General features: G+C 70.7%; 20 protein-coding genes. 13 read left to right on the top strand and 7 right to left on the bottom strand.

Annotation, left to right across the window (positions count from 1 at the left end; genetic code table 11):
• Positions 1-17: 17 nt before the first annotated feature.
• The 5 genes from CP978_RS27780 (at position 18) to CP978_RS27800 (ending at position 6,197) form a co-directional block, all read left to right on the top strand.
• Positions 18-1,154: a leucine-rich repeat domain-containing protein gene (locus CP978_RS27780; RefSeq protein WP_043449657.1), complete on the top strand. Its 1,137-nt coding sequence runs from the start codon at positions 18-20 to the stop codon at positions 1,152-1,154.
• Positions 1,151-2,929, top strand: coding sequence for an ankyrin repeat domain-containing protein (locus tag CP978_RS27785; RefSeq protein ID WP_043445270.1), 1,779 nt, complete (start codon positions 1,151-1,153; stop codon positions 2,927-2,929). Before CP978_RS27780 ends, CP978_RS27785 begins: the two co-directional genes overlap by 4 nt.
• Positions 2,926-4,107 carry an AAA family ATPase gene (locus CP978_RS27790; protein ID WP_043445271.1) on the top strand — a complete coding sequence of 394 codons (1,182 nt, stop codon included), beginning with the start codon at positions 2,926-2,928 and terminating at the stop codon, positions 4,105-4,107. The genes CP978_RS27785 and CP978_RS27790 overlap by 4 nt, the downstream gene beginning before the upstream one ends.
• Before the next feature lie 23 nt (positions 4,108-4,130).
• Complete coding sequence (locus CP978_RS27795) at positions 4,131-5,330, top strand: vWA domain-containing protein (RefSeq protein ID WP_043445272.1); 1,200 nt, start codon at positions 4,131-4,133, stop codon at positions 5,328-5,330.
• Positions 5,331-5,501: 171 nt separating this feature from the next.
• Complete coding sequence (locus CP978_RS27800) at positions 5,502-6,197, top strand: DUF6445 family protein (RefSeq protein ID WP_174498739.1); 696 nt, start codon at positions 5,502-5,504, stop codon at positions 6,195-6,197.
• A gap of 365 nt (positions 6,198-6,562) precedes the next feature.
• Here the strand turns inward: CP978_RS27800 and CP978_RS27805 are convergent, their stop codons facing one another.
• Entirely contained in the window at positions 6,563-8,146 is a 1,584-nt protein-coding gene (locus CP978_RS27805; RefSeq protein WP_052454318.1) for an MFS transporter, read from the bottom strand.
• Positions 8,147-8,266: 120 nt separating this feature from the next.
• Between CP978_RS27805 and CP978_RS27810 the strand changes: the two genes are divergently transcribed.
• Positions 8,267-8,758: a MarR family winged helix-turn-helix transcriptional regulator gene (locus tag CP978_RS27810; RefSeq protein ID WP_043445273.1), complete on the top strand. Its 492-nt coding sequence runs from the start codon at positions 8,267-8,269 to the stop codon at positions 8,756-8,758.
• Between the two features lie 93 nt (positions 8,759-8,851).
• On the opposite strand, the gene sigJ is transcribed toward CP978_RS27810, so the two are convergent.
• Complete coding sequence (gene sigJ, locus CP978_RS27815) at positions 8,852-9,796, bottom strand: RNA polymerase sigma factor SigJ (protein WP_043445275.1); 945 nt, start codon at positions 9,794-9,796, stop codon at positions 8,852-8,854.
• A gap of 160 nt (positions 9,797-9,956) precedes the next feature.
• Here sigJ and CP978_RS27820 point away from each other — a divergent pair, with 160 nt between their 5' ends.
• A complete protein-coding gene (locus CP978_RS27820) occupies positions 9,957-10,358 on the top strand; it encodes a hypothetical protein (protein ID WP_043445276.1) in 402 nt (133 codons plus the stop codon).
• A 223-nt stretch (positions 10,359-10,581) separates the two neighbouring features.
• Entirely contained in the window at positions 10,582-11,136 is a 555-nt protein-coding gene (locus CP978_RS27825) for a histidine phosphatase family protein (protein ID WP_043445277.1), read from the top strand.
• 648 nt (positions 11,137-11,784) lie between these two features.
• Here the strand turns inward: CP978_RS27825 and CP978_RS27830 are convergent.
• From CP978_RS27830 to CP978_RS35025, 3 genes are all read right to left on the bottom strand, one after another.
• On the bottom strand, positions 11,785-12,816 hold the full coding sequence (locus CP978_RS27830; protein ID WP_043445278.1) for a hypothetical protein: 1,032 nt from the start codon (positions 12,814-12,816) through the stop codon (positions 11,785-11,787).
• An 89-nt stretch (positions 12,817-12,905) separates the two neighbouring features.
• Positions 12,906-13,232, bottom strand: a complete 327-nt coding sequence (locus tag CP978_RS27835; protein ID WP_043445280.1) for a hypothetical protein — start codon at positions 13,230-13,232, stop codon at positions 12,906-12,908.
• Between the two features lie 4 nt (positions 13,233-13,236).
• The gene (locus CP978_RS35025; protein WP_158508356.1) at positions 13,237-13,392 is read right to left on the bottom strand and encodes a hypothetical protein; all 156 of its coding nucleotides are present in this window, start codon (positions 13,390-13,392) and stop codon (positions 13,237-13,239) included.
• Between the two features lie 322 nt (positions 13,393-13,714).
• On the opposite strand from CP978_RS35025, the gene CP978_RS27840 reads away from it, so the two are divergent.
• Positions 13,715-14,107, top strand: coding sequence for a nuclear transport factor 2 family protein (locus tag CP978_RS27840; RefSeq protein WP_227745479.1), 393 nt, complete (start codon positions 13,715-13,717; stop codon positions 14,105-14,107).
• A gap of 131 nt (positions 14,108-14,238) precedes the next feature.
• On the opposite strand, the gene CP978_RS27845 is transcribed toward CP978_RS27840, so the two are convergent.
• Positions 14,239-14,499, bottom strand: coding sequence for a hypothetical protein (locus tag CP978_RS27845; protein WP_043449663.1), 261 nt, complete (start codon positions 14,497-14,499; stop codon positions 14,239-14,241).
• A gap of 317 nt (positions 14,500-14,816) precedes the next feature.
• Between CP978_RS27845 and CP978_RS27850 the strand changes: the two genes are divergently transcribed.
• The 4 genes from CP978_RS27850 to CP978_RS27865 all read left to right on the top strand — a co-directional run bounded on the left by CP978_RS27850 (position 14,817) and on the right by CP978_RS27865 (position 17,500).
• Positions 14,817-15,431, top strand: a complete 615-nt coding sequence (locus CP978_RS27850) for a DUF3887 domain-containing protein (RefSeq protein ID WP_052454320.1) — start codon at positions 14,817-14,819, stop codon at positions 15,429-15,431.
• 166 nt (positions 15,432-15,597) lie between these two features.
• Positions 15,598-15,762, top strand: a complete 165-nt coding sequence (locus tag CP978_RS35030) for a PLD nuclease N-terminal domain-containing protein (protein WP_158508357.1) — start codon at positions 15,598-15,600, stop codon at positions 15,760-15,762.
• Positions 15,759-16,739, top strand: coding sequence for an ABC transporter ATP-binding protein (locus CP978_RS27860; RefSeq protein WP_052454321.1), 981 nt, complete (start codon positions 15,759-15,761; stop codon positions 16,737-16,739). The genes CP978_RS35030 and CP978_RS27860 overlap by 4 nt, the downstream gene beginning before the upstream one ends.
• The gene (locus CP978_RS27865; protein WP_043445284.1) at positions 16,736-17,500 is read left to right on the top strand and encodes a hypothetical protein; all 765 of its coding nucleotides are present in this window, start codon (positions 16,736-16,738) and stop codon (positions 17,498-17,500) included. Before CP978_RS27860 ends, CP978_RS27865 begins: the two co-directional genes overlap by 4 nt.
• Positions 17,501-17,597: 97 nt before the next feature.
• Here the strand turns inward: CP978_RS27865 and CP978_RS27870 are convergent, their stop codons facing one another.
• The gene (locus CP978_RS27870) at positions 17,598-18,356 is read right to left on the bottom strand and encodes a DUF6585 family protein (protein WP_043445286.1); all 759 of its coding nucleotides are present in this window, start codon (positions 18,354-18,356) and stop codon (positions 17,598-17,600) included.
• Between the last annotated feature and the right edge of the window lie 36 nt (positions 18,357-18,392).

The following is an 18,392-nucleotide window of genomic DNA, read 5'->3' on the forward strand; positions in this document are numbered from 1 at the left end:
GGACCGGTGGAGTGGTGATGACGCAGCCGACACCCGTACGCTGCCCTGCTGTTGAGCATCCGGACCTTCCACTCGCCGATCCGGCGCGACTCGATCCGCTCCTCGTCCGGCTGGAGTCGCCGCTGCCCGTCGCCGCGGACGAGGCGTTTCCGCTCGGCACGGTGCGCGCGGACGGGCGGATCGATCTGTGCAAGCAGGGACTCGGGGCGGCCGGCGCGACCAGGCTGCTGCCCGTGGCGGCCGCTTCGCCGCACGCCGTTCATCTGCTTCTGGGCACCAACGCCGTCGGGGACCGCGGTGCCCGTACCGTCGCCGACGCCCTGGTGCCCGGGCACGGGCTGCGCACGCTCTACCTCGGCTGCAACCGGATCGGCCCCGACGGTGTCACGGCCCTCGCCGAGACGCTGGCCTCGGACGAAACCGTCCACGCCCTGTGGCTCAAGCGCAACCCGGCCGGTGACGACGGTGTCCGCGCCCTGGCCGCGATGCTGCGCACCAACGCCACGCTGCGCACCCTCGATCTGGTCAACACCGGGATCGGGCCCGACGGGCTGCGCGCCCTCCTGGAGGCCCTGACGGGACGCTCCCGTCCCCTGGAACGGCTGTTCCTCGGGGGCAACGGGCTCACCGCCGAGGCCGCGCCGCTGCTCGCCGCACTCGTCCGCGACGCCGGGGTCCGCGAACTGTATCTGCCCGCCAACCACCTCGGCGACGAGGGCGCCGCCGTCCTCGCCGCGGTCGCCGGCGACCCCGGCCGCCCGGTCCGCCTCGGGCTGGGCGGCAACGGCATCGGGCCCGTCGGCACGCGCGCCCTCGCGGGGGCTCTCGGCGGTATCGAGATGCTCGACCTGGGACGTCCGCCGTCCGAGCGGAGCCTCGGCGCACCCGCCAACACGTCCGGCGACGCAGGCGTCCACGCCCTGGCCGCGGCCCTGCCCGGCAGCCCGCTGCGCCGCCTGGAACTGCGGCACACCGGCCTGACTGGACGAGGCGCCAAGGCCCTGCTGTCCGCGGTGGAGGAGCGGTCCTGCCTGGAATACGTGGGGCTGGGGCCGGGTCTGCCGCGCAAGGTGAAGCGGTCCTTCGCGCGCCGCCTGCGGCCCGCGTCCGCCGCACACCCCGATCTGCGCGCGATAGGGAGCGTCTACCGGTGACCCCGCGCCCGGTCCCTGCGGCCTTCCCCCGGGACGAGCAGTCGTCCTGGCGGCGCATCCGGCGCCATGCCGTGCCCCGGTGGATGATCGAGCAGTCGGAGCGCCGTCGCCGCGCCGGCGACTGGGCCGGAGCCTGTGCCGTCTGCCTGGTGGACGTCACCTTCACCTTGGAGGACATCTCCCGGACGCACGGCGGGCAGGTCGCCGTCCGGCTGGAGGAGGACCTGCGGCACCTGGTGCCCGACCTGGTCCGCTGGCATCTGCCCCGGGCGCTGGGCGGGCGGACGACGCTGGCCACGGCGCGAACCGTGGTCCTGGCCGAATACGGCACCAGCGACGCGCAGTTGCATCTGACCACACCCGCGATGACCAAGGGGCCTCAGCGGGTGTCGCTCCGATTCGGGAAGCCCCGCCCGGGGACCGGGTCGTACCGGTCGGCCCCCGGGGTCGAGGACTGGACCGTGGCCCGCCATCTGTGGGACGCCCGGTACGCGCACGAGCTCCGGGAGCGCTGCGGCGGCGGTCCGGACCGCGCACCGTTCTTCCTTCCCGACGGCACCCCGCGCGATCCGGCCCGGCTTCCGGTCGAGGACCCCGGTCCCGACGACATCGCCGCCCGCACCGAATGGATCACGTTGCTCCGCGAACGGGACGGCGTCGAGGCCGGGTTCGCCGCCGCAGGCATCGGCCTTGACCTCGTCCCCGTCAAGATCAACAAGTGGCATGAGCGGGAACCTCTTCCCATCGTGGAGCGGCTGGCGCTCGATCTGGCCGGCCTCGACCGTGAACTCCGGCGCATCACGGCCCGCACCGGTGACGAACGGTGGCTCGTGGCCGGCGACTGGAGCAGCGTCGTACTCCTTGAACGCAACGGCCCACGGGGTGACTTGAGGGCCCGGGTGGTGGGCCGCGCGGAGGCCGAGGCGACGCCCGCCCTGGCCGAGGGCGTCTGGCGGCGGCTCCCCGATCTCGACCTGCTGCGTGTCGGGGGAGTGGAGCCTGCCCAGCTGCACCCCTTGGTCGCCGCGTCCCTGTTCCCCCGACTCCCCGTCGGCGAAGGTCCGGTCGGTCCGCCCGCACCCGCCGCCCCACAGCCCGTCCGGGTACGCTGCCGGGACGCCGTCTGGCATCAACTGATCGTGCGTGAAGGGCGGCTGGACATGCCGCACACCGAGGAGGAGCAGCGCCGGGAGCAGGCGATGCGGGCCTTCGGCGGCGCGGTCACCGGCTGCTTCGCGGTCCAGCAGGCATGGCGGTCGGGCGAGGGCCGGCTGCCCAAGGCGCTGCGACTCCAGCGGCAGGAACTGTTCCAGTGCGTGGAGCACGGCGACACCCCGAGCGTCCTGGCCCTGCTGGACGCGGGCATGGATCCGCAGGTCCGTGACGCAAGAGGGCGCACGCTGCTGCATGTGCTGCACCTGCTGGACCACCAGGCGCTGCTGCCCCGGCTCCTGAAGGCCGGCCTCGGCCTGGAGGCGAAGGACAGACAGGGTCGCACGCCCCTCTACTCGGTCGTCCAGGACGGCGGTTCGCGGGCGCTGGTGGAGGCACTGCTCACGGCCGGCGCCCGGATCGACGTCGTCGCGCCGACCGACGCCTACAGCAAGATGGATCTGTCGCTCGCCCAGACGATCCGGCGGTACAAGCGGACCGACCTGGACTTCCTCGCCCAGCGGGTCCGCGCCGAGCACCCGGGCGTCGGCGACGAGTGGTGGGACGAGTATCACGACGCGTACGTGGACGAGGACGAAAGTCCGGAGGACGAGAACCAGTGACGACCAGCCCCCTGGACGCGGCGGACGACCTCAACGCCCGCCTCCGCGCCCGCCGTGGCGAGCCCTCGGCCGACCCTCAGCTGGAGGCCCTGTCCCTGGCGGTGACGGCCAATCAGCCGGTGCTGCTGTGGGGCGAGCCCGGTATCGGGAAGTCGGCCGGTATCGAGCAGCTCGCCGCCGGGCTCGGCTGCCCGCTGGAGACCGTCATCGCCAGCGTCCATGAGCCGTCCGACTTCGCCGGTCTGCCGATCGTGGGCGACGACCCGGCCACCACCGGTGTGCCGATGGCCCCACCGGACTGGGCGGTACGACTCGCCCGCACCGGACAGGGCCTGCTCTTCTTCGACGAGCTGTCCTCCGCCCCGCCGGCCGTGCAGGCCGCACTGCTGCGGGTGGTCCTCGAACGCCGTGTCGGCAGCCTGGTCCTGCCCGAGCCGGTCAGGATCGTCGCCGCGGCCAACCCGCCGTCCAGCGCCGCCGACGGCTGGCACCTCAGCCCGCCGCTCGCCAACCGCTTCGTCCACCTCCACTGGACGCACGACCCCCGCACCGTCGCACGCGGGATGACGGGCACCTGGCCACAGTTCACGGTGCCGGTCGTCGACCGCGCCAGGGTGCCGGGCGCCGTCGCCCGGGCACGTGGGGCGGTCTCCGGCTTCCTCACCGCTCGGCCCGGCCTGGTCCACCATCTGCCGGGGGACGCGCAGTCCCGGGGGCGCGCCTGGCCCTCGCCGCGCACCTGGGAGATGGCGCTGAAGCTGCTCGCCACCGGGTACGCGACCGGAGTCGGCCACGAGGCGGTGGCCGCCGCGCTCACCGGAGCGGTCGGGGACGGGGCCGGTATGGAGTTTCTGTCCTACCTCGAGAATCTCGACCTGCCCGATCCCGACCGGGTCCTGGCCGACCCCGACGCCTTCGCCCTGCCGGAGCGGGGAGACCGTCAGCTCGCCTTCCTCATCGCGGTGGTCGCCGCGGTCCAGAGCCACCTCACCCGCGAGCGCTGGGAGGCCGGCTGGGCCGTCCTGGCCAAGGCCGTCGACCGAGGGGTGCCCGATGTCGCCGCCCGCGCGGCGGTCGATCTGGCCGCGCTCCGGGACACCGACTGGCCCGTGCCGGACGGCATCGACGCCTTTCTCGACCTGCTGCAGCTGTCCGGCGCGCTGCCCGGCGGCAACTGATCGGGCCGGCGAGGGCACGGCACATGACGCAGCCTCACAAAGACCCCGACCGGATCGACATGACCAAGCTGCTCGCCGCCCGCTACCGGGCGGCCACCGACCGGCCGTACCTCGCCTCCGCGTTGTACGCCCTCACCGTCGTGCCGAGTTCGCGGGTCCCGACCATGGGGGTGGACCGTCACTGGCGCTGTTATGTCTCGCCCGGATTCGTCCGGGCCACGCCGGTCGACGAACTGGCGGCGGTGTGGATCCATGAGGTGGCACATCTGCTGCGTGACCACCACGGCCGTGCCGGCCGACTGCCCGCGGGCGACCAGCGGGACGCTCTCCGGCTCAATGTCGCACAGGACTGCGAGATCAACGACGACCTGATCGCGGACGGCCTTCCGCTGCCCGCCGGCCGGATGGAACCACGCCTCTTCGGACTGCCCACGGGCGGCATGTTCGAGGCGTACCTCTCCCGCATACCGCACAGCCACGATCTGTCGCTCGACTGCGGCTCGGGAGCCCATGGCTCTCCGGCACCGTGGGAGCTCGACGGGAACGACGGACCCGCGCGGCTCGGCCCCGCCGAGGCGGAGGCGTTGCGCCGGACCACCGCCGAGGCGATGCGGGCCCACCAGCGGGGCCGGGGCACCCTCCCGGGTGGCTGGCAGCGCTGGGCCGAGCAGGTTCTGGAGCCCACCGTGGACTGGCGGCAGGTCCTCGCCGGGGCCGTCCGTGAGGCGGCAGCCTGGGCGGGCGGGGCCGTCGACTACACCTACCGTCGTCCGTCGCGCCGTACCCCGGCACTGCGCGGCATCGTCCTGCCCAGCCTGCGCCGGCCGCTTCCCCGGGTGGCCGTGGTCGTCGACACCTCCGGCTCGATGGGGGAGGAGGAACTCGACGCCGCCCTCGGAGAGATCACCGGCGTGCTGAGTGAGGTCGGGTTGCGCGGCAATCGCGTCACCGTACTGGCCTGCGACGCCGATGTGCAGGCGGTGTCCCGGGTGACCTCTGTGGACGAGGTCACGCTGGCCGGTGGGGGCGGCACCGACATGCGGGTGGGCATCGACGCGGCACTGGCACGGCCCGACCGCCCTGGCATCGTGGTCGTACTCACCGACGGACTGACCCCGTGGCCCGCGGAGCCCGCGTCCTGTCGGCTGATCGCCGCACTGATCGGCGAAGGGGCCGAGCCACCACCCTCCTGGGTGGAGACGGTCCGGGTGGGCGGCGACTGAGCGCGCGAAGGCCACCGCGCCCGCGCGGCGTTCGGAGGCCCGGCTCGGAGACAGCGCCTGCGACGTACCACCGCGGGGGCGTCGGGCCCCCGGAATTCCCCCAGTTCAAGGGCGGTCGAGTTGGCGGAACGTTGACCAACGGAAGAGAGAACGGTGGCGATCTCGGAATGTATGTTCACCCCCGTGCCCCCACAACCCCCGCTCTCACGCCTGCCCGTGCTCCCGTATCGCAAGCCCACGCGCGGCCGTGACTACTGGATCCTCGACGACGTCCTGCCCAACGTGGACGAGATACGGGCCCGTTGTCTCGCCAGAGACGAGGACGACTGGACCAAGGGGTACCCCTACACACAGGAGAGCTGGCCGGGGCTGCGGACCATGCCGGGGCTCGAACCGGGTGAACTCGCCCGGCTCGAACGGCTGGTGTGCCGGGAGACCGGCGCGCGGAAGCTGTGGCAGGAGACCGCGCCCGGCGGCGGCACCCTGAACCACAACTGTGTCCAGGTCGTCGGCAGAACCGAGGGCGAACCACGTCCGCACACCGACTCGCGTGCCCTGTGCCGCTATGCCGCAGTGCTCTACCTCAGCCCGAACATCCCCAAGGACTGCGGTACGAGCTTCTACCGGCAGAACCTGCCCGGCGGCGTCCTCGGCGGCAACATGGTCCAGGCACCGCACAACAACCTGGTCGAGGCGCTGGGTACGCGGTACGTTCCCTCGGACGCGTTCACCGAGGACATCCGCGTCCCCCAGCGCTACAACCGGCTGCTCCTCTACAAGGCCAACATCATGCACAGCGCGACCGGTTACTGGGGCAGCGACCTGGCGGAGAGGCGTATGACGGCCGTCTTCTTCTGGATGGCCTGACCCGCCCTCCACCGGCTCTCCAGAGGAGCTCGACCCGCGCCGCCGACCCTGAGGTGACTTTCGGCGGGCAGCAGGAGGGTGGCGGGAATGTCCGGACCGGCGGTGCGGGGCGGCGCGGCGACATGGGAGGGGCTGCGGCGCAGGCTCCGGGGCACGGCTGTGCTGCCGCGCGCTCACCGAGGCCGGCGTGGCGCCCGAGGAACTCGAGGAAACGGGCCGGTCCGGTGGCGCGACGGGGGCCCGCCACCGGACCGGGTCCGGGAACCTCCTGGTCGTCGGCGCGTCCGCACCGACGACCAGGAGTACCGCCACGGCCTCTCGTCCGGATCGGGCCGGGCTGATCCGGCCTCATCCGCACGAAGGCCTCAGGGCTGCCGCACCGACGGCCGCGCCGCGGGCGTCGCCACCCCGCTGTCGCCCGGACCCGCCGCGTCCACCCGCACTTCGGCGGTCGCCTCCTCGGCCGTCTCGTCGATGGGCTCCACCCGCCCGGCGGGCAGTACGAACGCCACCGCCGCCGACAGCACATACAGCCCGACGACCACCCACAGCCCGACCTCCGCCGAACGCACCGGAGAGTGCCCGTCCTCCAACTGCCCGAAGTACACGGTGCCGATGAGCGCCACACCGGCCGCCACGCCCACCTGGATGGTGGTGTTGACCAGGGACGAGGCCGGTCCGGAGTGCTCCCGCGGCACCTTCGCCAGCACGATGTTGACCAGCGTGCCGGCCACCATCGCCATGCCGAAGCCGGAGATGACGAGCCCCGGGATCAACTGCCAGGAGTGCAGCCCGCTGCCGTAGCGGTCGATGGTGAGCAGCACCACCGTCATGCCGACCGCCATGACGAGGGACCCGGCCGCCACCAGCCGCCGCCCCAGCACCATCAGTTGGGGCGCGAACCCGGAGCCGGCACCCACACCGACGGTGAACGGGATCATCGACAGCGCGGTGTGCAGCGGCGAGTAGCCGATGCCGGTCTGCAGATGGACGGTGAGCACCAGCGTGTACGCGGTGCCGCCGAAGAAGACCACCGCGACCAGCAGCCCGCCGACCGCGCCGCGGAAGCGGAACAGGTCAGGGTCGATCAGCGGCGCCCTGCCGCGCCGGACCACGCCCTGCTCGTACCGGTGGAAGAGGAACAGAATCACCGGGCACAGCAGCATGAGCACCACCGTCCACCACGGCCAGTCCAGGGTGCGCCCCTCGACCAGCGGGTAGAGCAGGGCCACCAGGCCGGCGGTGACGATGAGCGTGCCGGTCGGGTCGGCGCCCGGCGCGCCCTCCCGGCGGGACTCGCGGGCCAGCAGCCAGGCGCCCAGCAGGCCGAGCAGTCCGATCGGCACATTGACGTAGAAGATCGGCCGCCAGCCCTCGCCGAACAGGTCCGCGTCCAGCAGTACACCGCCGAGCAGCGGCCCGCCCAGGCCGCCGAGCGCGAACGTCATGCCGTACATCGACATCGCCTTCGGCTGCTCGGCCTTGGGGAACTCCACCTGCACCATGGCGAGGACCTGCGGCACCATCAGCGCGGCGGAGGCACCTTGCAGCACCCGGGTGGCGATCAGCATGTCGGGCCCGTCGGCGAGCCCCGCCAGCGCGGATGTGACGGTGAAGGCGGCCAGGCCCACCATGAAGATCAGCCGCCGGCCGTAGCGGTCGCCGAGCCGGCCGCCGGCGATCATCCCGGCGGCGAACGCCAGGGTGTAGCCGGCCACCGACCACTCGAGCTGGGTGGAGGAGGCGTGCAGGTCCTCGCGCAGCGACGGCAGCGCGACGTTGATCACGGTCGCGTCGACCATGTCCATCAGGACCGCGAGCAGGGTCACCGCCAGCGCGAGCCAGCGTTTGGGGCTGTAGCGGGGCTCGGGGGCGACCAGGGGCGCGGGGGAGAAGGGGGGCCCGGCTGCCGAGGCTGCCAGGTCCTGGGGGAGGGCGTTGTCGGGCATGACCTCGCTCTTTCCGGAGCTCTTTCCGGGCACTTGGTGGCCTGTGGCGACGCCTCGGGCTAGCATCGTCACAAGGAAAATGCTTTGCTTTGAGAGCAAAGCTATTTGGAAGTGTGAGGCATGTCAACCGATCCTGAGCCTGCCGAGGACGCGGGCGCGCCGGACGTGGACGAGGCGATCCGCGCGATCCTGCTGCTGATGCCGCGCGTGGTCGCCCGCACCAAGCGGACGCCCCCGCCTCCCGGGCTGCGCTCCTTCAACCTCGCGCCGCGCCATCTGTCGCTCATGGGCTACCTGGTCTTCGACGGGCCGCTCGGCGTCAACGAGCTGGCCCGCCGCCTGGAGGTGGCGCCCACCACGGTGAGCCTCATGGTCGGCGATCTCACCCGGCAGGGCGTGCTGGAGCGCCGCGAAGACCCCTCCGACCGGCGCCGCGCCATCATCGCCATCGCCTCCGAACAACAGGACGCCGTCGAGGACTGGCTCGCCGCCGGCGCGGTCGCCTGGCGCGCCGCTTTCGAGAGGCTCACCCCGCGGGAACGCGGCCTTTTCCTCGACACCTTGCGCGTCTACGAATCCACCATGGCCGCGGCCCGTGGGGAGGACTCCTGACCGGCTGACCTGACGCGGTGGTGGGGGCGCCATCAGAGGTACGGCGGTTCCCGGGGCTTGTGATGTCCACGGGCCGTGGATCGAGGTGCTGAGTCAGGTCTGTCCGGTCCCGTTCCACGGACGGAGTTTCTCCGGGTTGCGGATCGCCCAGATGCGCGTGATGCGGTCGCCGTCGAGGCCGAACGCCGCCACGGTCACGGTGACGCCGGAGTGCTGGGCGACCAGCCCGGGCTGACCGTTGACCGTACGCTCCAGGAGCGTCAGCCCGGGGGCTCTGCCCGCGATATGGATCAGGTACTGGGCGATGTTCTCGCTGCCCTCGACCGGGCGGAGGACACTGCTGACCAGTCCGCCGCCGTCGGCGATCATCGTGGCGTGAGGGTCCAGGAGTCCGACGAGGGCCTCGATGTCCCTGGCCTCCCACGCCTCCTTGAAATGACGCACCAGACCGGCCTGCCCGGCTGTCGGAACCGCCGAAGCCTGCGCGGCGCCGATACGCCGCCGGCCCGAGGACGCCAGCTGTCGGCAGGCCCCCGGCGTCCGGCCGACGATCCCGGCGATCTCGGTGAAGGGGTAGCGGAAGACATCGTGCAGGACGAACGCCACGCGTTCGGCCGGCGTCATCGACTCGAGTACGACGAGAAACGCCATGCTCACCGATTCGTTCAGGGTGACCCGGTCGGCGGGGTCGGCCCCGTCGCCGCCCGCCGACCCGCTGACCCACTCCGTACGGTCGGGCAGCGGCTCGGGTATCCATTGGCCGACGTAGCGCTCGCGCCGGACCCGCGCCGAGCCGAGCAGGTCCAGGCAGATACGGCCGGCCACCGTCGTCAGCCAGGCGCCGGGCGACTCGACGGCCTGCTGCTGTCGCCCGGACATCGCGTACCAGCGGGAGTAGGCCTCCTGCACGGCGTCCTCGGCCTCGGTCAGCGAACCGAGCAGCCGATAGGCGAGATTGATCAGTTGACGCCGCTCGCCGACGATCGCGCTCAGGCTCGGCTCGGACCGGTCGTGCCCTCGCTCGGGCGGGGTGCTCATGGCCGCGTTCGCTCCCTGGTCCTTCTCGTCCGCCTCTTTCGGTGAAATCCCGCGCCGGACCGTGAAGTTCGGCGCTTCGCCTCACATTTCGCGGGCCTGCGTCGTCGGACTACCCGGAGACTACCGATCAGCGCCGCGAGGCAGAGAAGAGGACAGCGTCATGGCCACCACACGGACGACGGCAGAACAGCGCAGCCTCACGTTCCTACAGATCGCGATCGCCCTGCAGACCCTGGCCATCTTCTTCCAGGCGGTCACCGCCGGACTGCTGCTGTCCTCCTCCCACGGCGAGGTGCTGCACAGCGTCGGAGCGCGCGTGATGTACGGCGCATCGATGCTGTACGTTCTTGCCGCGATCCTGGCGTGGCGGCCGGGCGGCGGGGCGCCACGGCCCATCCTGCACGCGTCCGGCTTTCTCGTACTCGCCTCGGTGCAGGTGGTGCTGGGCATCGCCCATGTGCCGTCGATCCATGTCCCCCTGGGCGTCCTGATGTTCGGCCTCAGCCTGCTGGCGCTGGGCCGGGCACTGTCCGCCCGGTCGCCGAAGCGCTCCGACGGGTAGCCGCCACGCGAACCGACGTCGAACCGAGCGACCCCATTCCGAAACGCGCCCCGTCAAGCCGAGCTGCTGCATCGGGCGGCCTGGCGTTCCGCGACCAGAGCGAACAGGGCAAGAGAGAGGCGGCATCCACTGGGGAGGCCGCCCCTTGCCGGCCACAGCCCGAGCGAGGCCCCTGGCGGATATCCGGTGGCCGACATCACTTTGGTCCGTCACCCTGCCTGGTGTGACCCTCTTCTATCTGGTGCAGCACGCGGAGAAGGAACCTCAGCCCGGCGATCCGGGCCTGACCGATCTGGGGCGACGCCAGGCTGCGCGAACAGCTGAGCGGCTGCGGCAGCTCGGCCTGCGCGCGGTGTTCAGCAGCCCTCTGCGGCGCGCTCGTCAGACGGCAGGGATCATTGCCGCGCCGACCGGCCTGCGTGTTCAGCAAGACGCTCGTATCCGCGAGCGGATGAACTGGGACGGATCCCAGCCCATGGAAGACTTCCTCAAGGACTGGGCCGCCACAGTGGAGGACCGGGATCTGGTACCTGCCCGCGGTGACTCCTCCCGCGCTGCCGCCGAACGCCTGCGCGCATGCTTGACCGACTTGACCGAAGAACCTGGCCCCATCGCTCTGGTGACGCATGGCGGGGTCACCGTGGATCTGCTGCGCACCTTGATCGGTGACCGCGCGGTACCGGACGACCTGATGCAACACAGTGTCCCCTCCTGCGCGATCACCACGCTGGATCACCTGTCCGTTGTCGACATCACCTCGGTGGCGCATCTGCAGTAATCGATTGCCTCTCCCCGTGACTCGCAGGTCGCCGAACCGTCCGAGATACGCACGCCGTCTTCGTGAGCTGCTATCAGCACGCTTCCGTCCCTTTCGGGCTCAGCCAGCCGCGGGCCCGGAGCTGCGCCGCCCCCAGACTGAAGCCGGGGACGCCGCGCGCGGTCAGCCGGCCTACAGCGTTTCAGGCCCGCCCATCAGGCAGTTTCACTTCTTTGTGCCTCGCAGACGCAGCTCCTCCACCGCGCTGCTGTGCGGGACGATCACCTTCACCGCCCCGACTGCCCACGCGCAGCCACCGCCACGTGTTACGGCTTCTCGTGTAACGGTATCGAGCCCAGTGGTACGACGTGCGCCAATGACGCCATCACGGCCTCAAGCGGCGCCTACCGTGAACGCCGCGTCGCCTCCGGAAATATCCACCAGCACAGGGTGATGGTGAACGACGCGGATATCACCTCATGCGCCTTCGGCTTCTCGCAACGAGACCGTACTGCCGCACTGCACAGGCTCATATTGAGCCGCCGGACGATGCCTGACAGCACGAGATGTCGCGAGCGTTCCCCGCTCCTCCGAGGGAAGGCTCGGGGCTCAGGCTGCTCACGGGGAATGTCCTCCCTCAAGTACGTGCATGGGGTATGGCTGAGTGGCCTACTGGATGCTCCAGCGGTGCGGGTGGGTGGGCTCTTCGGGGCAGGTGAAGATGTTGAGTTCGCCCCAGCGGCCCACGGTGACCTCGGTCGGAGTGGCGGACAGGCGTGCTGGCAGGCCCTGTTCTTCCAGCGGCTTCCAGCTGCCGCTGCCACCGTCCCATTCCGAACTGTCGATGGTCAGCAGCAGGTCCATCGGTGTCGAGCAGGTCCGGCAGTTCATGGGGGACGGGTCGGTGGTGTGCCAGGAGGCGAAACCGCCGGCGCGCCATCCTGGTGGGATGGACAGGTCGTACTGGTAGCTCACCGGCTCCACGGCATCTTCGTCCGTCGACTGCTCGGCCTCTTCCTCCAGCGCTTCTTCCCAGGCGTCGATCCGGGCGCACAGGTCCTCCGGGAGGAGGCCGGCGAAGGGGTAGGTGGCCACCTGCTCCGGATGAAGCACGCACGCCTCGGGCACGTACCCCTCGGAGCCGACGACCTGTGGCTGTGGCGGTGAGGTCTGCACTTCGGTGACCTCCCACGACCGGTGCCAGCGTAGGTCGAGCAGCATGCCGTAGCCGGTGGGGCCGTGTGCGTCGAAGGGGCACCAGAACACCTGGAGCAGATCACAGCCGTCCGGCCCGGCCGGCAGGTCGGGGATGTCCCTCCGGTACAGCTGGGCTAGGCCGATAAGCGGCAGCGGACTGTTCGCAGCGGACTCTTCAACGCGGTGTCCCTGGTCCAGTTGCTTCAGCAGCAGCCGTTCCTCGTCCGTGGGGCCGGAGCCCGGTTCACGGCGCCATGCAGAAGCCAGGATCTGCCGATACCGGTGAATGTCCGCCGGGCGACGACCACGCGAGTGGCGGTGGGACTCGGTGCATACCGGCCAGGGTTCGTGCACCGGCCACAGCAGCGGACCGCCCACGGAACTGTCCGCCACGTCGGGTCGGCCCGGGCGCGGATGGAGCCGGGTGGTGGTGCCCCGGTAGGCCGACAGCTCCGGGAACAGCGCCTCGACATCGAGCGGGCGCGGCGGTGTGGTCCTCGACATGCATGTGACCTTAGACAGCCGCCGAGCCGCCAAGATGCGGCACCCTTGAAGGCAACTGCCTCTGCGCCAGTGTTGTCGGATGGATGCGCTCAGGAAGGATGTCGCCGCTGACGATCCTGGAGCTGTCGACGGGCGGTCGACCACACGACCTCGAAGTCATCGGCCGACAACCACTGCGGGTCGTGTCCCTCCCACTCAGAGATGGGCGGCTCGGCGGTCAGACCGTAGATGCTCTCGTATGCGGCCAACCGACCCTCTCTCTGGGCTTCTTGCCACTCGGCCAGCGAGGCGGCGGCCAATGCCTTGCCTCCGGGTTCCTGCAGTTCGACCTGCCGGAGCACGTACCCATCGGCGTCCAGCTCGAAGTAGAACCAGACGGAGTCCTCGTCCCAGAAACAGCGAACCCAGCGTGTCATGGGTTCACCGCGTCGCAGGGCTCGTCATGAAGAGGCGACGGAACTCTTCAAAGCCAGGGAGCGTCTCGACTTCGGGGCCTGTCACCATCAGCCGGGCGATCTCCTGGTCGCCATGGTGGAGCCGCCACATACTGCCGGTGGTCAGGTTCGGGTTGGCCATGTCCCCATGATGGCGGTCACCAGTGCCGCCAGGCGATCGAGTGCCGGCGCCGCTAGCCTGTCCTCAGCGGCCCAGGAAGAGTGGTCCGGGTAGGCGGCCGGAGGCGGCTCGCCCGGCCCGGGCCGGGACAACTCGCAGGTGGGGCACTCATGGGTCCCGGACGGCTCCTGAAGGACAGTGGAACCCGTGAACGATCATCACGGCCCGGACACCCTCCATACCCCCTGCTGACCTGCACAGACGAGGAAGTCGGGGAAGACGGGGACGCTCGGGGGAGTCCGGGGCAACGCTCTGGCGAGGGGACAAGGCGATGGATCCTGATATGCGGACCAGGGCCGCACTCGAGGAACACTGGCGGGCATCGGAACGTGGGGATGTGGAAGCGGAGCACGCCATCTACGCCGCGGACGCGATCCTCGACTATCCCCAGTCGGGTGAACGGTTCCGGGGGCGCGCGACGATCTCGGCGCAACGCGGTGGGCACCCCGCCAGCCGGCACTTCACTGTCCAGCGGATCGTCGGCAGCGGGGATCTGTGGGTGAGCGAGTGCGTCATCACCTACGACGGGGTGCCCAGCCACTCGGTGAGCATCATGGAATTCGCCGACGGGCACGTGGTGCACGAGACGCAGTACTTCACGGACGCCTTCGGTGCGCCTGAATGGCGGACGGCACTCGCGGAGCCGATGCCGGGCAGGAGCATCGCCAGGGCCTGACCGACCCGGGGCCACCCCGATCCGACCGAAACGACCGGCCCCGGCACGCCGTCGAAGAGGCGTGCCGGGGCCGGTCGGATCGCTGCGGCTCCTGCCGGGAGGAGAGAGGGGTGCCGGTGGCGGCTATGGGGTCAGCGGCGGCAGTCCTGGTGGGCGGGGCGCCAGACGCGGATCCAGTACCCGGCGTGCCGGTGGTGGTGCCGGTCCCGGTACTCCGGGTGCCAGCGCCGCTCCCAGTGGCCCACCGTCTTCTTGCAGTGGTGCGACGCCACCGGCGGCCGGTGGTGCTGCGGCGCGGCCGATGCGGTGCCGACCGTGCCGGCGAGCGCGCCCGCCGCGAGGGCCACCGTCGCCGCTCCCAGGGCCGCGGCCCTCTTCAATCCGTTGATCATGTTCAGGCCTTTCTGTGCGAGCCGGGGCTTCAACCCCGCCGTTTCCCGGACCTGTTCGGCCGGGGACGTGTCGATCCTGCCCCTCCGGAACCGGCAAATCCCCGAAAAGCGCCGACTGTTACTGAATGCCAATGAACTCCTCATTCAGCTCAAATAGTCATATAAGTACATCGAGGGTGGTGCGCCACGGGTCGAGGGGCTCTCCGGTTGGCGACTTTGCAGGTCGTCCAGGGGGTGCGGCCGTCGGTTGTGGTGTAAAGGAACCCTTGACACGTCTAGAGATGTAAAGGCATCCTTTACGTGTGGACGATTCCCCGATGACTCTCACCGCCTTGAGCGCCCTGCTGGCCGAGCGTGCCGGGGGCCTGGCCGACGCGCTGGCCAGCCCCTTGCAACCGCAGGCCTATCTCGACCTGGTCCGGCGCTCCCAGGCGGTCGACGGCTTGGCGGAACAACTGCTCAAGCTGTGCGTGCAGCAGTCTCGCGACGCCGGCCACACCTGGCAGGAGATCGGGGACCTGCTGGGAGTCACCCGCCAAGCCGCCTTCCAGCGGTTCGGCAAACCCATCGATCCCCGGACGGGAGCACCCATGGACAAGACCGTGCACATGGCCGACGCTGCGGCCCGCGCCCTCACCGTCGTCACGGCGGTGCTGGAAGGCCGGATGGACGAAGCCCGGCGGTCGTTCAACGCCGAAGTCCTGGCGGCGTTCACCGACGAGGTGCGAGGCGACAGCCTCGCCACGGTCGCCGGCCTGGTCGGCGCGTTCGAGGGATTCGGCCAGGCCGAGTCGTTCGTCCGGCGCATCGGTGATCACACGGTCGTCGACATTCCGATGCGCTACGAGGCCGGCGACATGAAGGCCCGGGTCGCGTTCGACACGGACGAGAAGGTCGCCGGGATGTTCATTCTCCCGCCGGAGACGCCGTAACGCGTTCATCCATGATCCGCCGCCGGTGACATCGCCGGCCGCTGCCCGGTTCGCTAACACCCGCCGGTGGCCTGCGTCTCTGCATCCACCGCCCCACAGAGAGTTCTGTCTTGTGCAAGCTGCCATAGCCCATGCGTCGGGGATCCCCTGGGCTGCGATCGTCCCCTTGGCCGTCGCCGAGCTCGCTCTGGTCGCCTACTGCCTGGTCGACCTCGCCCGGCATGCCGACTCCCGCCATATGCCCCGCTGGGCCTGGGTGCTGCTGTGCCTGTTTGTGAACCCCTTCGGTGCCATCGCCTACCTCATGGTGGGCCGCGGCGAGGGCCGATGAACACGCCGGCGGTCACGACCACCGGCCTGGTGCGCGACTACGGCGACGGCGCGGGGCTGCACGGTGTGGACCTCGTCGTGCCCCGAGGCGGTGTCTACGGACTGGTCGGCCCGAACGGCGCCGGAAAGACGACGCTGCTGTCCATCGTCGCCGGCCTGCGCCGAGCCGACGCCGGTGAGGTCCGCCTGTCCCTCGGGACGGGCCGGCTCGCGGTCTGCCCCGACGCCCCCGAGTTCGAACCCTGGCTCACGGCGGCCGAGGTGGTACGTCAGTCGTACGGACTGGCCACCCGTTCCGGACGCGCGGCACGCGGGACACGGGACGCCGATCCCTCGTCCCCCGTTCCGGTCGCGCGGGTACTGGCCGACGTCGGCCTGACCGAGGCCGCCGACCGGCGCACCGGCGGCTTCTCCCGCGGTATGACGCAACGGCTCGGCCTGGCGGTCGCGTTGATCCTGGAGCCCGAACTGCTCATCCTGGACGAACCCAGCAGTGCGCTGGACCCGGTCGGCCGGGCGGACATGCTGGCCCTGATAGCCCGGCTCGGCCGGGACCGCACCGTGATCTTCTCCAGCCATGTCCTGGCGGACGTCCAGCGGGTCGCCGACACCGTGGGCGTGCTCGACCGCGGCACGATCCTCTTCCAGGGTCCGGTACGCGACCTGATCGACCGGCACCTCCGGCCGGCCTGGGAGCTGCGCGTGCGCGAGGAGACCGAGCAACCGCTGGTCGACCTGCTGCGGCGTCAGGAATGGGTCACCTCGGTACAGGTGAAGGGCAACGGTTCGGTGCGTGTCGAGGCGGAGAGCACGGACGTCGGTGAACGGGAACTGCCCGGAGCGATCGCCGCGGCCGGTGCCGCACTGATCAGCCTTCGCCCCCTCGACGCCGACCTGGAAGCCGCCTTTCTGGCACTGACCCGTACACCACACCGGCCCCCCGAGGGACGGCGGACGGACCAGGCAGGTGCGGTATGAGGGAACTGTCGGTATGGCGTGTGGAGTGGCTGCGGCTGCTGCGCACCCGACGGCTGATCGCGCTGCTGGGCGTCTTCGTGCTCTTCGGGTTCACCGGCCCGTTGCTCGCCAGGTACACCCCGCAACTGCTCAAGCACGCCGGCAACCACGGCCAACAGGTGACGATCATCGTCCCGCCCCCCGTCCCGGCGGACGGGATAAGCCAGTATGTGAGCAGCGCGCTGCAGATCGGCCTCATCGTGACGGTCGTCGTGGCGGCGTACGCGTGCTCGGTCGACGCCAAGCCGGCGCTCTCGGTCTTCTACCGGTCCCGCACCGCGCGCTACCGCGATCTCCTCGTGCCGAGGCTAGTGGTCAGCGCCGTCGCGGCCGTGGGCGGTTACCTCGCCGGGCTGCTCGCCGCGTGGTACGAGACCGCCGTACTGCTGGGAAACCCCGACACGGTCGCCATGGGGCAGACAGCGCTCGTCGGTGCGGTCTATCTGGTGTTCGCGGTTGCCGTCACCGCGCTGGCCGGCACGCTGGCACGCACCACACTCGGCACCGTGGGCTACGCCCTTCTCGTCCTCTTCGGGCTTCCGCTCCTGGGCGCTCTGCCCCAGGTGTCGCACTGGCTTCCCACCATGCTGAGCGGGATGCCCGACCAGTTCCTGCGGCACACGGCGACCGACCACGCCCAGCGAGCACTCGCGACCGCCGCGGTGCTCATACTCGGCTCGGTGGCGGCGGCGGTCCTGCGCGGTGCACGCAGGGAGGCGTGAACCCGGAACCCGGTGCCGGACGAAGGCATGGCCGGACACCGCGCCCGGGGCCGCTTCGAGCGGTCCCGGGCGCTCCGTGTTCCGGCGGAACCGGCGATCAGGCGTCCTGGCGCGGGCCGCCGTGTCTGAGCCGGTCGGCGAGGGCGAGGAAGAGGAAGAGGTTCGGGACCTTCTTGATCTGCACCCTCGCCCAGGGCAGCTTCTTGCCCGACTTGCACAGCAGCAGCATTCCCTGCGCCATGTCGATCTTCTCGATCTCCGACCAGGTCAGGCTGCCCTTCGCCGTGGCCACACCGCCCAGGCTCACCGTGAGGCTCCCGTAGGCCAGGGTCCGGCCCTGCTCCAGCGCGGTGAGCAGCCCGGGCAGCTGCGCCCGGGTGATCTCCTGCTGGACCGCCGGGCCCCAGTGCTCGGGCTGGGCGTAGAAGTCGGTCACCTTGAGCCTCGTACCGTCCTCGCGGTAGAGCGTGTAGACATAGGTGGTCCCGACGTAGAGGCCGTTCGCGTACCGCTCGGTGATCTCCTGGGTCGCGGTCGTCGAGTCCCAGCGGAAGACGGAGACCTCGCCGTTCTTGCCCACCTCGGCCAGGCCGTGCTCGAAGAGGTGAAGTCGGCGGGCAGCCTGCTTGCTCGAGAGATCGGGCGTCTTGAGGGCGAGCCAGATGAAGTAGGCGCCCACGGGAGGAACGATCAGACCGACGATTCCCATGAGCAGCAGGGCGGTGATCCGCAGGGTGCCGAAGCGCTTCGGCAGGAATGTCTCCCGCAGTTGCCCCAGCCCTTCGGTCCCCGGGGGTGCCGCCTCAGGGGCCGCCGTCGTCCGCCCCGGGTCCTGCTGAGTGGTGGATCCTGCCATGAGCCGCGCTCCTCGCCGTGATGATCAGAGATAGGG

It is taken from the genome of Streptomyces nodosus (assembly GCF_008704995.1).
In the GTDB taxonomy this organism is placed as follows: Bacteria; Actinomycetota; Actinomycetes; order Streptomycetales; family Streptomycetaceae; genus Streptomyces; species Streptomyces nodosus.

Coding starts and splice junctions, on each gene's coding strand:
- CP978_RS27780 (WP_043449657.1), top strand. CDS start 18: ATGACGCAGCCGACACCCGTACGCTGCCCTGCTGTTGAGCATCCGGAC.
- CP978_RS27795 (WP_043445272.1), top strand. CDS start 4,131: ATGACGCAGCCTCACAAAGACCCCGACCGGATCGACATGACCAAGCTG.
- CP978_RS27800 (WP_174498739.1), top strand. CDS start 5,502: ATGTTCACCCCCGTGCCCCCACAACCCCCGCTCTCACGCCTGCCCGTG.
- CP978_RS27805 (WP_052454318.1), bottom strand. CDS start 8,146: ATGCCCGACAACGCCCTCCCCCAGGACCTGGCAGCCTCGGCAGCCGGG.
- CP978_RS27810 (WP_043445273.1), top strand. CDS start 8,267: ATGTCAACCGATCCTGAGCCTGCCGAGGACGCGGGCGCGCCGGACGTG.
- sigJ (WP_043445275.1), bottom strand. CDS start 9,796: ATGAGCACCCCGCCCGAGCGAGGGCACGACCGGTCCGAGCCGAGCCTG.
- CP978_RS27820 (WP_043445276.1), top strand. CDS start 9,957: ATGGCCACCACACGGACGACGGCAGAACAGCGCAGCCTCACGTTCCTA.
- CP978_RS27830 (WP_043445278.1), bottom strand. CDS start 12,816: ATGTCGAGGACCACACCGCCGCGCCCGCTCGATGTCGAGGCGCTGTTC.
- CP978_RS27835 (WP_043445280.1), bottom strand. CDS start 13,232: ATGACACGCTGGGTTCGCTGTTTCTGGGACGAGGACTCCGTCTGGTTC.
- CP978_RS35025 (WP_158508356.1), bottom strand. CDS start 13,392: ATGGCCAACCCGAACCTGACCACCGGCAGTATGTGGCGGCTCCACCAT.
- CP978_RS27840 (WP_227745479.1), top strand. CDS start 13,715: ATGCGGACCAGGGCCGCACTCGAGGAACACTGGCGGGCATCGGAACGT.
- CP978_RS27845 (WP_043449663.1), bottom strand. CDS start 14,499: ATGATCAACGGATTGAAGAGGGCCGCGGCCCTGGGAGCGGCGACGGTG.
- CP978_RS27850 (WP_052454320.1), top strand. CDS start 14,817: ATGACTCTCACCGCCTTGAGCGCCCTGCTGGCCGAGCGTGCCGGGGGC.
- CP978_RS27860 (WP_052454321.1), top strand. CDS start 15,759: ATGAACACGCCGGCGGTCACGACCACCGGCCTGGTGCGCGACTACGGC.
- CP978_RS27865 (WP_043445284.1), top strand. CDS start 16,736: ATGAGGGAACTGTCGGTATGGCGTGTGGAGTGGCTGCGGCTGCTGCGC.
- CP978_RS27870 (WP_043445286.1), bottom strand. CDS start 18,356: ATGGCAGGATCCACCACTCAGCAGGACCCGGGGCGGACGACGGCGGCC.